Here is a 15365-nt window from a genome sequence, read left to right on the forward strand (position 1 = left end):
TTTTGCTATTTAGCGTATTTAAACCTACTGTCACTTTCCCTGACCCATCTACTAATTTATTAGATCCATCTGCTAATTTCTGAACTCCATCCTTCATCTCTCCAGACTTCCCTTGAAGTGTATGAAGGCCGTCCGTCACTTTACTTGAACCATCATGCAGCTCACTTGATCCGTCGTGAAGTTTATTTGCTCCTTCCGCCCCATCTGCTAATCCTTTTGAGACGTCTTGAATGGAATCAAACATTTTCTCTGCATATGTTTTCGTTAACGTACTTGATACTTCACCTTTAATTTTTTCAATGGCTGTTCCGCCAATTTGTGAAGATAAGAAGTTCAAGCTTTCGTTTGGAATGTATTCTAAGTTTAATGGTTTTGGATCATCTTTTAATAACGTTGTAGCGTTACTTGAGAAGTCATCTGGAATGCGTACTAACATGTAATACTTTCTACCTTCCATTCCTCTTTTCGCTTCTTTTTCACTTACAAATTCCCATTTAAAACTTGTATTATCTTTTAAATTATCAACGAGCCCTTTTCCGACCTCAATTGGTTTCCCATCAAATACTGCTCCTTTATCTAAATTGACTACCGCAACTGGTAAATCATCTAACTGTTTATACGGATCCCAGAAGGCCCATAAAAACATACCTGCATATAAAATCGGTACGAATAAAACCGCGATAATTGGAATTAATATTTTTTTACTTTTTATAATTTGTGTGAACTCTTTACGAAGTAACTGATTTCCTTTCATTATTTCTCCCCCTTTTTAAAATGACTAAAATGTTCAATTAGTCATTTTTACCCAAACAAAAAGGCTATACTTATTCATACATATGCCTTATCCCCGAATTTATACTATGCAACTGTTCTTTACTATGAAGTGAATATTTTTATTATCCCTCCTAAAATAAATATATGACCGTTTCGTTCAATTGGTCACTTTTTATAAGAATAAAAGGATTATCTTAATTTGACAATCCTTTTAATAAATAAAGTTCAAATAATTCTGCAATTTTTTCTTTTTCTAGCGGTTCATGATTTTTTTCCCAATCAAAAATAAGCGATACATATAAGCGAAGCATAATAAATGCTGTAATTTCTGGATCACATTTGCTAATTTCACCTTTATCAATCGCAATCTTTAAATACGATTGAATGACAGAAACGATTTCCACATCTACTTGTTGCATGACTTCTTGTACTTCTTTCGTTCCCATATCACGCTCTTCTTGAATTAACTTAATCATGAGCTGATGTTCTTTTCTGAATTCTAATATGCTATATAATGCTCTATGTACATTTTCAAAAAATGAAACTTCTGAACGAATTGCATTTTCTGCAACTTGCTTCATTTCTGTAATTAAATTAGAAATAATCTCGCCAAATAGCTCTTCTTTATTTTTAAAAAAAGTATAAATCGTTCCTTTTCCTACATTCGCTAACTTCGCTACTTGATCCATCGTTGTTGCTTTATAACCGAATGCTGAAAAAGACTTTGTTGCAGCTTCAATAATAGAACGTTTTCGATCTATCGCCACATCTTCACCTCCAAAAATGACCAATTGGATAATATAGTCAATTAGTACATCTTTGATATTACCACACGCTTACATTGTATACAAGTTCTCTTTTTTATTATTTCCAGTATAAAAAATTCCAGTCAAGTTATATCATACTGTTCATAGTGTATCAAAAAGTATACTTGTATGGAAAGCTGGAATATATTCGTAAATAATTGCTGACTAGATCCCAATAAAAATTTAATAAAATAGACAGTGTTCTTAAAACAAAATGTTTAAGAACACTGTCTATTATTTTGACATAGAAAGTAAGATTTTCTCCATCTCTTTCTTAGTTAGCTCATCATCGATTATCTCTTCGTATATCTTTGTATCTCTTGTAAAAATATCATTCACTATGACAATTTGATACTCACTATTCTTACCTTGTGCTGGTACAAACATTTTGAGTCCTTTTAACTTACCCTCTCCATGAGAAGATTTATTATAGACCATTCCTTTCCCGTCTAAACTATAACTTTCTAGATTCTCTTCTCCAGGCATCATGTAGTGTAGTGGGTCCTTATTACCACCTGCATACATTCTTGACTGATAAATTGTAAAACCATATTTCCCTTTTTTATATTCTGATTTAGTAACTAATTCTATATCTCTTCCAAAATATGAATCAGCCCATTCTCTCTTTAACTCATAACCTTCAGGTATATAAGCCGGCTGCTTAATTTGAAATGGCACATGATTTTTCGCTTCTTCTATAGTATATGTTAAAGATTTCTCCAGCTTTTCTCCAAGCGGTTTTAATGTCTTCTCAATAGTAGCTAGTCTTTCCTGATCAGCTTTCTTCAAGCGTTCAGGTTTATATTCCTTTGTATCTCCATCATAATTTTCAGGCACATTTTTTTTAACCATTGCTTTTTTACGAATTTCTTGGGCTTCCTTAAATAATTGAACATACTGCTCAAATTCTTCTTTTGTAAAATTCTTTTCTGCCAAATATAAAAAATCTGTATTCATTTTATATGACTTTATTGACATCCCCCATTCTCTACTTGCATTCTCCGGTGTGCCTAATACTGTTTCTATCGCTTCTTCAAAAGCCGCTTTAGATTGCTTTTTTTCTACAACCTTTTCTTTCTGTCTTTCATCCCCCTCAGTTATCCTTGCATTTAATAAAAATCCGCCTGCTATAGCTGCTATAGCAATAACTCCAAGTAAAGAAAGACGATACGATTTCTTTTGGAACTTTTTAATCATAACGATTCTCCTTTTTAATGTTCGTTTATTTCTACTTAAATTTGCTAGGCTTGGTACTTGATAGGAATAATGTTCTAGGAGGGTAATAATTGTATGACCGTATGCAATTTGCTCCTCTTTATCTATAAACGTAAGCGCATATGCATCACAAGCTAATTCTTGATCTTCTCTCATACAGAAATAGGCGTACCAAAGAATCGGATTGAACCAATTTAATAGGATTAAACTGTACATAATCCAATTTACAGCTACATCGTTTCTTTTAATATGAGCTAACTCATGGTAAAAAACATGTTGTAATTGTTGCTCGTTTAATACTTTCATATGTTTTTTTGATAGTAATACTTTTGGGCGAAAGAAACTAAACACAGTTGGACTCGCAATCTTTCCTGCTAAACGTAATGAAACTACCTTCTTCATTTTCATAGACTGCTTACAGCGATTAAACACCGTAACGAACTGTTCATCCGTAATATCCGGTTGTTTCTTTATATAAGAATATAAACGTCTATTTGTAATAAACGTTATAACTGCTAATAGGAATACCCCAACTAACCAAACATACATAGCAAGTTTGTATAAAGAAAATGGAGTCTGTTGTTCCAAACTAACTTCTACTTCCGGTTCGCTAGTTTTTGTAACCATTTTAGAATTTGATTCCACTGTACGGTCGCTTTCTATATTCACTATACTCTCCGTAGACGGCATATTTTTAGGAATAACTTCCGATACGCTAGAACGATAGGAAAGTAATGAATAAATGCTATAAGAACTATCTGGTGACCATGGTAAAAGGAGTCTAATCATTAATACAATCCACAGCATATATTGCCACCGGGGTGTTAATTTATTTCTAAATAAAATTTTTATACATAAAATAAAACCCACTAATATGCTAGCCATAAGTGATGTTTCTATAAGCCAATCAAAAAAATGAGGAAGGTATACATTTATAAGCATGTCTATCATTTTTATCGATCCTTCCTCTTATTCTCCTCTGTCTTCTCATCTAAAATGCGTTTTAGTTCATTAATATCTTCTGAAGATAATTTCTCCTCTTTTAAGAAATTAACAAGTAATGGTTTAAACGCTGCACCGCAAAAACGCTTTAGCAAAGATTTCGTTTCCACTTGTAAATAATTATCTTGTGATACTAACGGATAATAAGCATACATGCGTCCTTTATCTTGATGGTAAGAAACGGCTTCCTTTTGTACTAACCGATTAATTAATGTACGGATTGTTTTCGGTTTCCAGTCCATTTCATCTTCTAGTTCTTCTATAATTTCATTCGCTGTTTGTGGAGAATTAGACCAAAGTACTTTCATAATTTCTAATTCTGCTTCGGATATTTTAGGTAATTGATTTGTCATAATATATTTCACTCCCTCGTATTACATTTGTAATCTATAACTAAGATTACAAATGTAATACTTAATTGTCAACCATATTTTAGAAAAAACTAATTTCAACTAAACCTTACTTCCCAACAACAAATTTCTCTTTTTTCAAATAATCAAATAAAAAAACAAGAAAATCTTTACATTTAATAGTAATATAGAAAATAGACAAGTTTATCCGACTTTAATGGGCAGTAAGACCCCCACCTCAAAATTCAGCGAAAGCAAAGAATTTAGGTGGGGATCGGGCTGTCCATAAAAGTCCGATTAGTGAAGACTAATAATCAGTGGGGGCTTTTTCAGTCATGATGCGTGCACTTCGTTTAAATATAAAGCAAGCTTTTTGTAATCGTGTTTCTTTAATTATTATGTTTAGTGGATTCGTTCTTATTTGTATTTATCATTATTATTATGTCATTCGTTATTTAGGAGACGCTGCGAGCGGACCTATATCAACAGATATAAAATGGATTGGATTTCGTGATAATGAAATGGATGTTTATTTATTATTAATGCCAGTTATTGCGAGTTTCCCCTTTAGTACAAGTTACAATTCCGATAAGTCAGATGGTTTTAAACCGTTCGTGAGCAAAGGAATTTCTTTATTTCCTTATTCAGTAACGAAATATATCGTTACGTTTTTTTGCGGAGGATTTCTTTATACCTTTCCATTCATCTTATCGTTATTATTTTGCAAATTAACAATTCCAGACGGAACACCTACGATTGGTTCTGGCATCATAAATGAGGATGGAATGTTCGCAAACCTATACTTCGATGCGCCTCTCACTTACATTACGGTATATATTGGAATTAATTTTTTATTTGCAGGTTTAATGGCCCTCTTAGGACTTGCTGCATCTGCATGGTCACAAAAAGACTATATGGCCATTCTATTTCCATTTGCAGTTAACTCCATTCCGTACGTCCTACTAAATACAATATTCCCTACAATAGGTGGAGCACCTATTCATTTATATGATCCAAAGCAACCATTGCAAGGCATGTCACCGTACATTTTAACGATGCAATGTGCTTTCTTCCTTCTCGTTAGCTTACTTATGTATATACAAGGAGTAAAGCGAGATAGAAAAAAATATAAAAGAAGACTGCAAAAAAGAGATCGATGTAGAAAAGCGTTTCAAGTAATTTCAGACTAAATCATTGAACGAATAAGAGCGTAATTCCCTAAGTTATATGGGAGTTACGCTCTTATTCTTAGTTCTCAAAAAAACTATATGCGATATTACACATTTGCTTTGGCTGCTCTACTACCGTCCAATGTCCACAATTCGCAATCTCTACAAACTCTATATGAGGTATGTATTCTGTAAAATGTTCTTTTATAGTGGCAAGAGTTAAAATATCATGACTTCCTTGCGCAATTAATATTGGAATTTTCGAGAGCTTTTTTATATGTTTAGTCACATCATAATTTTTCACCATATCTGCACCTAATATCGTATTAACTTCATTACTAAAAGTTGTTTTCTTTTTATAAGTTAAAGTTTCCATAGTAAATACATAATACGGATCTAACACTTGTAACATATCGTATATAGAAGCCTCTCCTATTTTAATCTTCTCGCTTACTTCAGAAATGATTACTTTATCTTCTTCCGTTAACCTCTTCTGCAGTTCTTCACCAAACATTTCTAATCCTTTTACATTAACTCCTATCGCAGCAGTTAAAAGTAACTTATTCACTCGTTCGGGGTATGTAGTTGCATACAATAATGCAAGCATCGATCCCCATGATTCACCTAATATATTTATTTTTTCAAACCCTAATTGCACACGCATTGCTTCTAAGTTTGCAACCTCATCCCTCATAGAATATTGATTATTCTTTGGTGCTTCCGATTCTCCACAACCTGCTTGATCATAAAAAACTAATTGGAATTTTTCTGCTAGTGGAGCCATATAGGGAAGAAAAAAGCGGTGTTCACTTCCAGGTCCTCCATGAAGAAATATGATTGGTTCACCTTCTCCTAACATTTTTACATAGAGATTATTATCATTTACATGTATCAATCGTATATTTTCAATACTCATATAATCATCTCCCCTTTACGGCGTACCTGCCAACATCCATAAAACTACAAAAACAATCATATAGATTATTTGAATTCCTACCGCCGAACATACTGAAATAATGGCATATTTACTTAATTCCTTTTTAATACCCAATATAGTAAAAATTACGGCTAGACCGAATGCTATATAAGCGATATTTGTACTAAGCGTGCCTAAATAATACATACCTAGTGGTTGCGTAAGACCTGTTACATCGGCTAGAAACTTAATTATTATGAACATGCTAAAAAAAATCGCTAGTTGGTTCATTAGTTTCCCATTTAGTTGGGCTACCATATGTCTACACCCCCTAACAATAAAATGAACATTCAGTCTATTTTACCACAAAATTCCTAATTATGTAAAAGAACGCTCAGTATATTTCTAAGCGTTCTTTTACAATTATTTAAGAAGCTTTCTTCAAATCAATTTGAGCAAGTACTGGGTCGTGGTCACTTACACGTCCATGTTCTTTCATAATGTTTGAGTTTAAGTGTACTGGATCTACGATTGTGTGTGGTGCAATGTTGTTTGTTACTAAAATATGATCTAACACTTGTGCATTTCCTTCATGGATGTACGTGTAGCGATTTTCTTTCGGCACTGTGTTTAACATATTTTTCAAGATTGTTCCTTCTAACGTTTTTAATGGTTTAGCGAACTCAAAATCGTTCATATCCCCTAACACAACAACTGGTGCATTCGTGTTTTTTTTCTGAATACCTTGTATGAAATTGTTTACTTCTTGTGCTAATTGAACTCGTTTTTCTTCACTTTTTAATACGAGCGGTTGTACTTTTCCAAATGGCGTTGCATCTCCTAGTTTTGAGTTTAAGTGATTTGCAACGACGACAACGTTTTGTCCTTGGAATGTAAATTCTGCCGCAAGTGGTTTACGTGTACTTTCAAACAATGGGTTTTCGTCTCCAATGCGAACGACATTTTTATCAAGTAACTTCGGTACCGCTGCTAATTTCACGCGTGATGGGTTGTAGAAGAAACCGACGCGAATATTCGCTCCTGGCGCTCCACCGTCTAGATTATTATGCGGAGCAATTTCTACATACTCATACTTTGGCCCGCGAATTTCTAGCACCGCATCAATAATACGTTTTGCGCTTAATGAAGCATCTGTTGTACCGTCATTAATCGTTCCATTATTATCTTGCATTTCCTCTACCCCGATAATATCTGGCATTTTTAAATTGTATTTAATAGAATACGCTAACGCCTTTACTTTTTCATCTGTTGTTTCTTTTTTATTCGCCGAGAAGTTTTCAATGTTATATGTAGCAACTGTTAACTTATCAAGACGCGGCTGAATATTGGCCCCTACTTGCTTAAATCCGCCGTCTACTACAGATGGTAATTCCGTTATTGGCGAAATGCGGAACGCACCATAATCATATCCGACTACTCCTGTTATATCTCCAGTGAAAGTATCTCCTACTTTTGCTACATAATCACGAGGTACTTTTACAGAAAGACGCTCTGGATTTAATTGATTTTCATCTAATACAGGTGTGCCATATTTCGTTACGACTTTATTCCCGCCATTTTTCACTGTTACATATAAATTCCCGTTTTTCTGAGGGGCAATAATTTTTGGCGTTGGCATCGTAACGCGCATACCTTCTATACTTTCATAAAAGTCGATTGCATCTTCATTTGGATCAAATAAACCAAATGCATCATTATCGATAATTTGATCAGGAATTTTCACACCGTTTTCTCCAAGTACAATCGGTGCTGGTAAAGCTTGATCTTTTGCGATTACAGCAACGCGGCTCGCTTTAATTTCCGTCGTCGTTAAGTCTGTTTCAAACCTTTCTGCATATCCAGGTCCAACATATTCTTCTACTACTCCATCAACTTGAATAAGATCTCCTACTGCTACATTTGCATCTTTTTTGTATACGTACATACCTTCTGAAGTAGCTGGATCATTATCTGGCTGGTTGTCTTCTATATAAAAACCATTTTTATCAAGTGCTGTTACAACGCCTTCCACATTGTATACTTTCTTCCCGTTGTAAGGAGAAATATGTGATTTCCCTTGAATATCATGAATACGAACTGGCTCATTGTTTACGATAATAAATGAAAATGTTGAAACTGCTGAAGAAGTAAGCCCTTCTTTTTCAGCAATTGCTTTCACTACACTATTTTCATTCACTATAATTTGTCCATTATAACGAACACTTTTATTTGTAGGGTTAGAACCATCTAACGTGTAATAGATTGTTGCTCCTTCTGTATTCGTTGTTAACGTTACCGCTGTTCCTTTCGCAACTTCTCCGCCACTAGGTGAAGCTACTACATCGCTAACACGGTTTTGTCCTTCTCCTTGAAACTTATGAGCTGTTACTGATTTTAAACCTGGGCTACTAAAATATAATTCAAGCGTCCCTGTTAAACTAACTTTCTTCCCAATATTTTCAGGATGATCTTTTACGTTTACTGCCGCTCTCACATCGCCTTTTGGCAACTGAACAGGCATGATTTTGTCTGGATTCGTTTCATTTGGAGAATCGGCAATTGCCACATTTGTGTCGTCAAACTTAGCCGGATCCTTCGTGTACTTAGAAGGGCTTTGCGTATATCCAACGATATATCCTTCCACTGTCCCCTTCGTTTTCCCTTGCTGCTTAAATACTTGAATTGCTTTTTCTACTGACATAGAAGTAGTTTCTTCTGCTTGTACTAAAGTTCCAGTAAATGAAAGCAATAGTATGAATGATAAAAAGACACTTAACAATTTCTTCACAGCCATTTTCCTCTCCCTATTTCATATTTTCTCAGCATTTCTATCATATCAAATGATTCGTTATATAGAATGATATTTCGACAAGTTTTACAAAAAATTAATCTAATTTACTCGTTTTCAAACAATAATACAAAATAATAATTTTACACCTTCGACGAATGCGTTTTATAATATGAAAGAGAAAAAACAGAAATATCGAAATTTAATTGGCATGTAAAATGGATTCATTTGAATAGGAGTGATTGGATGGAAGTGCAAACAGAAACATACCGCGCAGCTATGAATGGAAGAATTCATTCAAGGAATACTCATTAACGAACCATATTTTATAAAAGATATGAGTGAAGGAAATAGTTATCATTTAGATTTTGATGACTTAACAGAATGGGTTATTTATGCAGGAGATGCCGTTATAAAGCCAAATAACTTATATATGTTTATTGGTGAATAAGTAACAAAACGCCTTCAATGTGATTGAAGGCGTTTCTCTTTACTGTGCGATTAATTCCGTATCCATTACTTTCTCCAAATGAGCTAGCACACGCTTTGCTGCTTTCTCACCTTGATCAATACAGTCCGGCAGACCAGAACCAGCGTAGGAACTACCTGCCAAGTATATACCTGGCAACTCTTTTTCCATAAATGTTGTGAGTTTCTTCATTCGCTCGTTATGGCCTACTGTATATTGGGGCATCGCTTCTTTCCAGCGGCTTACGACTGTAAACTCTGGATCCTCTGTAATATCCATCGTCTTTCGTAAGTCTTCTAGTACGAGCTGAACGAGTTCCTCTTCTGTTTGTTCTACAACTGCTTCATCACCAGGTCGTCCAACGTAACAACGAAGTAGCATTTTTCCTTCTGGCGTTGTATGTGGCCATTTCTTATGTGTCCACGTACATGCTGTAATTGTGTAATCACTATTTCGAGAGACAACAAACCCTGTGCCATCAATATCGCGCTGAATGGCTGATTTCGGGAAAGCCATTGCTACATTCGCGACTGATGTGGACGGGATGTTACGGAAGAAACGAAACTGCTTGTACTGCGCAAACATAGATGGCAATACTTTATGTGAACTTGCCACTACGACCGCGTCCGCTTCTATTTCTTTTCCGTTACTAAGAGTAATCGTATAAGCATCACCCTGTTTTGCAACTTTTTCAATGCGAGTTCCCTTTATTATCGTACCTTCATGCATCTTTGCTTCGAGAGATTCTACTATAGATTCTAAACCTGTTTTCACTGTTTGGAAGATTCCTTTTTTCGGTTCAGCTTTCTCTTCTTTCGGAGCGAGCGTACGCATACCGAGTGAAATACTGCGATGTTTCTGCTCAATTTGATACATTTGCGGGAATGTTGACATTAAGCTCATTTCATCAATATCTCCTGCATAAATACCTGATAGTAACGGTTCTATTAAGTTTTCAACCACTTCGTTTCCAAGACGATGTCTGAAAAATTGTCCGAGTGATTGGTCACATACTGGCTTTGACCTCGGCATTAATAGATCAAAACCAGCTCTTAGTTTACCAATTGGGGAGAACAGCCTGGAGAATAGAAACGGCGTAATTTGCGTTGGAATTCCCATCATTGATCCATTCGGCATTTTATGTAACCGATTGTTTACGAGGATAAATGATTGACCGGCCTGATTATTTACAAGTTCATCGCCAAGACCTAATTCTTTCACTAATATAGCTGCACTTTCTTTTCGTGCTAAGAAAGAATCCGGTCCGCGCTCAATTGTAAATCCATCTTTTCGAACGGTTTGAATTTTCCCGCCAAGTTTACCCGATGCTTCTATCAGTAATGTATCAATCGGCAAGTTTTTTTCATGAATATGTTTTTGTAAGTTATACATTGCTGTTAATCCAGTGATGCCTCCGCCGATGATTACAACTTTTTTCCTCAAGCAGGCTCCCCCTTTCTTCTTACAGTACAGATTCTTTTTTCTTTAATACAACATCTGTTAAACAATCAATAAATGAGTCCGATGCATTTGGCATTTCTGGACGATAATATTTCGCGCCAATTTCATCCGTTACAACTTTACACTCAAAGTCGTTGTCATATAAAACTTCTAAATGTTCCGCAACAAATCCAACTGGTGCGTATACGAATGAAGTGTAACCGTACTTTTCATTTAATTCTCTCGTTAAATCTTGTACATCTGGACCAATCCAAGGATCTGGTGTATTTCCTGCACTTTGCCAGCCTACTGCATAGTTTGCTACTTCAGCACCTCTTGCAATATAGTCCGCTGTTTCATTTAATTGATCTGGATATGGATCGCCCATTGCAATAATCTTTTCTGGTAAGCTATGAGCTGATACGATTAATACTGCTTTTTCGCGTTCTGCGTCTGACATACCGTTATATATACCTTTCACTGCATCAACCCAGTACTGGATAAATTTCGGTTCTTTATACCAGCTATCGATGCCGTGAATTGTTAAGTTTCCAAGTTTCTCAGCTTCTTCTTGTGCTCGTCCAACGTATGATTTTACGCTAAACGTAGAATAGTGCGGCGCAAGAACAAGCGCGATTGCATCTTGTATACCATCGTTATGCATATCTTTCACTGCATCTTCAATAAACGGTTCAATATGTTTTAAGCCAAGATACATATGGTACTCTACTTCATCTTGTACTTCATTTAAACGCTTCTCTAACTTTTTAGCTTGCTCTAATGTAATAGTAGCTAAAGGAGAAATACCACCAATTGCACGGTAACGCTCTGTTAAATCTTCTAGCATTTCAGGACTTGGCTTTCTTCCTCTGCGAATATGTGTATAGTAACGTTCAATATCTTCTTCTTTATATGGCGTTCCGTATGCCATTACAAGCAAACCAATTTTCTTTTTCATACAGCAATGCTCCTTTACTTCGCTAACTGCCCTTTAGAGTATTCATGAATAAATGTAGTTAAACGTTTTAATGTATCTGGATTTACTTCTGGGAATACACCGTGACCTAAGTTAAAGATATAACCCGGCTGCTTCATCCCTTGATCTAAAATACCTTTTACATGTTCTTCAATAACAGACCATGGTGCAAGTAAGAACGAAGGATCCATATTACCTTGTACCGCCTTATGAACGCCGCGTGCACGTGCTTCTTCAATTGGTAAACGCCAGTCTAAACCGACTACATCAAGCGGTAAGTCGTGCCATTCATTTACTAAGTGTGCAGCTCCTACGCCGTGCATAATCATTGGAACACCCATCGTACGAACTTCTGCAAAAATACGCTCCATTGCTGGTTTAATAAATACGCGGTAATCTGCTACATTTACTGTTCCAACCCAAGAATCGAAAATTTGAACTGCTTTTGCTCCTGCGTTAATTTGCGCTTTTAAATATGTAATAACCATATCTGCTAGTTTATCCATTAATGCGAACCAAGCTTTCGGCTCTGCATACATGAACGCTTTCGTATTATGGTAGTTACGAGATGGACCGCCTTCAATCATATAGCTCGCTAACGTAAATGGAGCTCCTGAAAAACCGATTAACGGTACGTCTAACATTTCAGTCGTTAATAAACGAATTGTATCTAATATGTACGGTACGTCATCTTCTGGATTGATTTCCCCTAGTTTTTCTACGTCTTGTAAAGAACGGATTGGATTATCAATAACTGGGCCAATACCTGATTTAATTTCTACATCCACACCAATTGCAGGTAATGGTGACATAATATCTTTATATAGAATTGCTGCGTCTACGTTATATTGATCAACTGGCAGTTTTGTAACGTAAGCACATAACTCTGGATTATGTGTAATTTCAAATAAAGAATACTTTTCTTTTATCTTTCTATATTCCGGCTGCGAACGACCTGCTTGACGCATATACCATGCTGGTACATAATCAGTACGTTCCCCCCTACATGCTTTTAAAAATGTCTCATTTATAGTTCTTACCAAGACCCTTGCTCCCTTCCTTACCAATGCTTCGAATACGTTCGATATTTATCTTTTTTTACTATACAGCTTGTAAAAACAAAATGCATAATATTATGTACGTTGTTCATTAAATTGACACAAACATTCTTAAAAACGCTTACTATTTTCACAACATTCTTATTATAACACAGAGAAAAACTATGGTTTAGCTACTTTTGACTTTTCTCCTTCGCGATTCGTTTGTGTGTTATATGGCACAACGTAAAAGCTCGGTTTTGAAAAGATGTTAACGAACTTTTCCTCATATTCCCCGGCACCATTTACAGTACCTACATGCGTATGAATTCCATTTTCCACTCTATAAATACGATACATAATTCTTTCATCTGGAAGTGGTGTCCAGCTTAATTTCGCTTTAAATAAACCAAAAGGGCTAAATGCTAATTTCATTTTCACATCTTCAATCTTGCGCAACCGAATTGGAGCACCGATTGTTTCCACACCTTCTGGTTTCCTAAACTGCTCTTTCTGTTCTACATTTGCTTTCGTTAAAATTTTCTTAAACAATTTCGTTGCTGACGCACTTTCTCCTTGCAACTGATGCTCTTTATCTATGCGGTCATAGCCAATCCAAACAGCACCTACTAAATTTGGCGTATAGCCAACGAACCACATATCTCTCGCTCCATTATCGTCATTTGGTAAGGAAGTTGTACCTGTTTTCCCAGCTAACGCCCCGTTATATACACCGGCTTTCGCTGTCCCTTCCTTTACAACTCCTTCAAGCATTTTCGTCATATACCAAGCCGTTTGTTTCGAGAAAATTTTCGTTTCTACTTTTGGCGATTCTCCAATGACTGCGCCGTGTCTATTTAACACTTTATCAATCACGTGCGGCTCAATAATATCACCATTTGCTAAAAACGCACGGTACATTTTCACAAGATCAAATGGTGAAACCCCGTTTTTTAATCCGCCAAGCGCTGTACTTAAACCAGCATCAGCAATATGAACATTTCCTTTCTCTAAATATTGCTTTCCTTCTTCTACCCCTAACTCATTTAATAAAGAAACTGCCGGTACATTTGCTGACTCTAAAATCGCATCGTACATCGTCATTTCTTTCGAATACTCATGGTTATAATTTCGAGGTTCATACCCTTCAAAAGAATGTCTTTCATTCTTTAATAAAGAATACGGATTATACTTTTTCGTTTCGAGTGCTGGCGCATAAACGATAAGTGGTTTTAGTACAGAACCGGGCTGTCTTTTTGCAAAAATACGATTAAATCCTCTCGGGACGTACTTTCTTCCGCCAATTGCAGCTTTAATACCGCCCGTACGATTATCCATTAATAAAAAAGCACCTTGCGCCCCCTCTTCTTTCCCAGGGAAATTCCTTACATCTTGAAACTGGTTATATGCTACCTTTTGAATCTTTTCATCCATCGGTACAACAAACGTATACCCTCCGCGAAGTACTTCTTGATGAGACAATCCGTATAAACGTGCTGCTTCATCTATGACCATATCAATATACGGCATATATGCGAGTTCATTTTCATCTAAGTTTTTATATAGAGCAATTGTCTTCCCTTGATAACGTACGCTTTCTTCGGCAGTCAAATAGCCTTGTTTATGCATAAGTGACAATACGAGATCGCGGCGTTCTTTACTCTTCTCTGGAGAAAAATAAGGTGAATAACCGTTTGGCGACTTCGGAAGACCTGCAAGCATTGCCCCTTCTTCTACTGTTAAATCTTCTACATTTTTATTAAAATATAACTTTGCTGCAGCTTGAATACCGTAAGCTCCATGGCCAAAATAAATATGATTCATATACATTTCAAGAATTTGTTGCTTCGTATATTTTTGCTCTAATTGAAGGGAAATTGCGACTTCCTTCAACTTACGCGTAAATGTTTTTTCACGAGTTAAAAAAACGTTTTTAGCAAGTTGCTGCGTAATCGTGCTACCGCCTTCGACCTTCTCTCCTGCTAACGTATCTTTATAAAGGGCCCGAAATATAGACGGATAATCAATTCCTTGATGCTCATAAAAACGAGAATCTTCCACCGCAACGAACGCCTGCTGCACATATTTCGGAATTTGCTCGATTGGCACCAAGTCTCTATTTTCTACGTATAATTTCGTAATTTCTTTCCCTTTCTGGTCAACGATACGTGATGAAGAGTGGAAAACGAGCTGCTTTTCATCCATCATATAGCCACCAGCTAACACAATTAGTTTATAAAGGACAATCGCTAATAGTAGCGTTGCTAACCCACCTAATAAAGTCCACTTTACTTTCTTCATACATCGGCCTTCTTTCCAAATGATGGTACATTTATTATTTGAAAAAGAGATATCTTTATGTATATAATCTTCGAAGTTTTTTAAGAGAGTTGATATAATAGAAACAAATAGATAAGGGGGCA

The 15365-nt window shown here is 35.8% G+C and carries 12 protein-coding genes and 1 pseudogene; 2 read left to right on the top strand and 11 right to left on the bottom strand.

From position 1 onward, the window contains the following. The 4 genes from MR083_RS16505 to MR083_RS16520 all read right to left on the bottom strand — a co-directional run. Nucleotides 1–754: YhgE/Pip family protein (locus tag MR083_RS16505; protein ID WP_242269597.1), on the bottom strand; the 754-nt coding region annotated here is incomplete at its 3' end. Nucleotides 755–968: 214 nt separating this feature from the next. Then, nucleotides 969–1541, bottom strand: coding sequence for a TetR/AcrR family transcriptional regulator (locus MR083_RS16510; protein ID WP_000963380.1), 573 nt, complete (start codon nucleotides 1539–1541; stop codon nucleotides 969–971). A 273-nt stretch (nucleotides 1542–1814) separates the two neighbouring features. Beyond that, a complete protein-coding gene (locus MR083_RS16515) occupies nucleotides 1815–3746 on the bottom strand; it encodes a M56 family metallopeptidase (protein ID WP_242269598.1) in 1932 nt (643 codons plus the stop codon). 2 nt (nucleotides 3747–3748) lie between these two features. Further along, the gene (locus tag MR083_RS16520; RefSeq protein WP_000184506.1) at nucleotides 3749–4150 is read right to left on the bottom strand and encodes a BlaI/MecI/CopY family transcriptional regulator; all 402 of its coding nucleotides are present in this window, start codon (nucleotides 4148–4150) and stop codon (nucleotides 3749–3751) included. A 332-nt stretch (nucleotides 4151–4482) separates the two neighbouring features. Here MR083_RS16520 and MR083_RS16525 point away from each other — a divergent pair, with 332 nt between their 5' ends. Continuing rightward, complete coding sequence (locus tag MR083_RS16525; RefSeq protein WP_242269599.1) at nucleotides 4483–5337, top strand: hypothetical protein; 855 nt, start codon at nucleotides 4483–4485, stop codon at nucleotides 5335–5337. A gap of 58 nt (nucleotides 5338–5395) precedes the next feature. Here MR083_RS16525 and MR083_RS16530 read toward each other — a convergent pair whose 3' ends face one another. From MR083_RS16530 to MR083_RS16540, 3 genes are all read right to left on the bottom strand, one after another. Next, nucleotides 5396–6232: an alpha/beta fold hydrolase gene (locus tag MR083_RS16530; RefSeq protein WP_242269600.1), complete on the bottom strand. Its 837-nt coding sequence runs from the start codon at nucleotides 6230–6232 to the stop codon at nucleotides 5396–5398. A 15-nt stretch (nucleotides 6233–6247) separates the two neighbouring features. After that, nucleotides 6248–6550 carry a hypothetical protein gene (locus tag MR083_RS16535; RefSeq protein ID WP_000226523.1) on the bottom strand — a complete coding sequence of 101 codons (303 nt, stop codon included), beginning with the start codon at nucleotides 6548–6550 and terminating at the stop codon, nucleotides 6248–6250. A gap of 109 nt (nucleotides 6551–6659) precedes the next feature. After that, nucleotides 6660–9026 (bottom strand): DUF6359 domain-containing protein, encoded by a 2367-nt coding sequence (locus MR083_RS16540; RefSeq protein WP_242269601.1) that lies wholly within the window; start codon nucleotides 9024–9026, stop codon nucleotides 6660–6662. A 280-nt stretch (nucleotides 9027–9306) separates the two neighbouring features. Between MR083_RS16540 and MR083_RS16545 the strand changes: the two are divergent. Beyond that, nucleotides 9307–9471: pseudogene (locus MR083_RS16545) on the top strand (DUF4026 domain-containing protein); the annotation flags it as partial. A 39-nt stretch (nucleotides 9472–9510) separates the two neighbouring features. On the opposite strand, the gene hemY reads toward MR083_RS16545, so the two are convergent. The 4 genes from hemY to MR083_RS16565 all read right to left on the bottom strand — a co-directional run bounded on the left by hemY (nucleotide 9511) and on the right by MR083_RS16565 (nucleotide 15243). Then, a complete protein-coding gene (gene hemY, locus MR083_RS16550; protein ID WP_242269602.1) occupies nucleotides 9511–10932 on the bottom strand; it encodes a protoporphyrinogen oxidase in 1422 nt (473 codons plus the stop codon). Between the two features lie 19 nt (nucleotides 10933–10951). Beyond that, complete coding sequence (hemH, locus tag MR083_RS16555) at nucleotides 10952–11887, bottom strand: ferrochelatase (RefSeq protein ID WP_000726781.1); 936 nt, start codon at nucleotides 11885–11887, stop codon at nucleotides 10952–10954. Between the two features lie 14 nt (nucleotides 11888–11901). After that, the gene (gene hemE / locus MR083_RS16560; RefSeq protein WP_000252614.1) at nucleotides 11902–12948 is read right to left on the bottom strand and encodes a uroporphyrinogen decarboxylase; all 1047 of its coding nucleotides are present in this window, start codon (nucleotides 12946–12948) and stop codon (nucleotides 11902–11904) included. A 177-nt stretch (nucleotides 12949–13125) separates the two neighbouring features. Next, nucleotides 13126–15243, bottom strand: a complete 2118-nt coding sequence (locus tag MR083_RS16565; protein WP_242269603.1) for a transglycosylase domain-containing protein — start codon at nucleotides 15241–15243, stop codon at nucleotides 13126–13128. Nucleotides 15244–15365 lie beyond the last annotated feature (122 nt).

The sequence above is a fragment of the Bacillus cereus group sp. BfR-BA-01408 genome, assembly GCF_022663305.1.
GTDB lineage: Bacteria > Bacillota > Bacilli > Bacillales > Bacillaceae_G > Bacillus_A > Bacillus_A pacificus.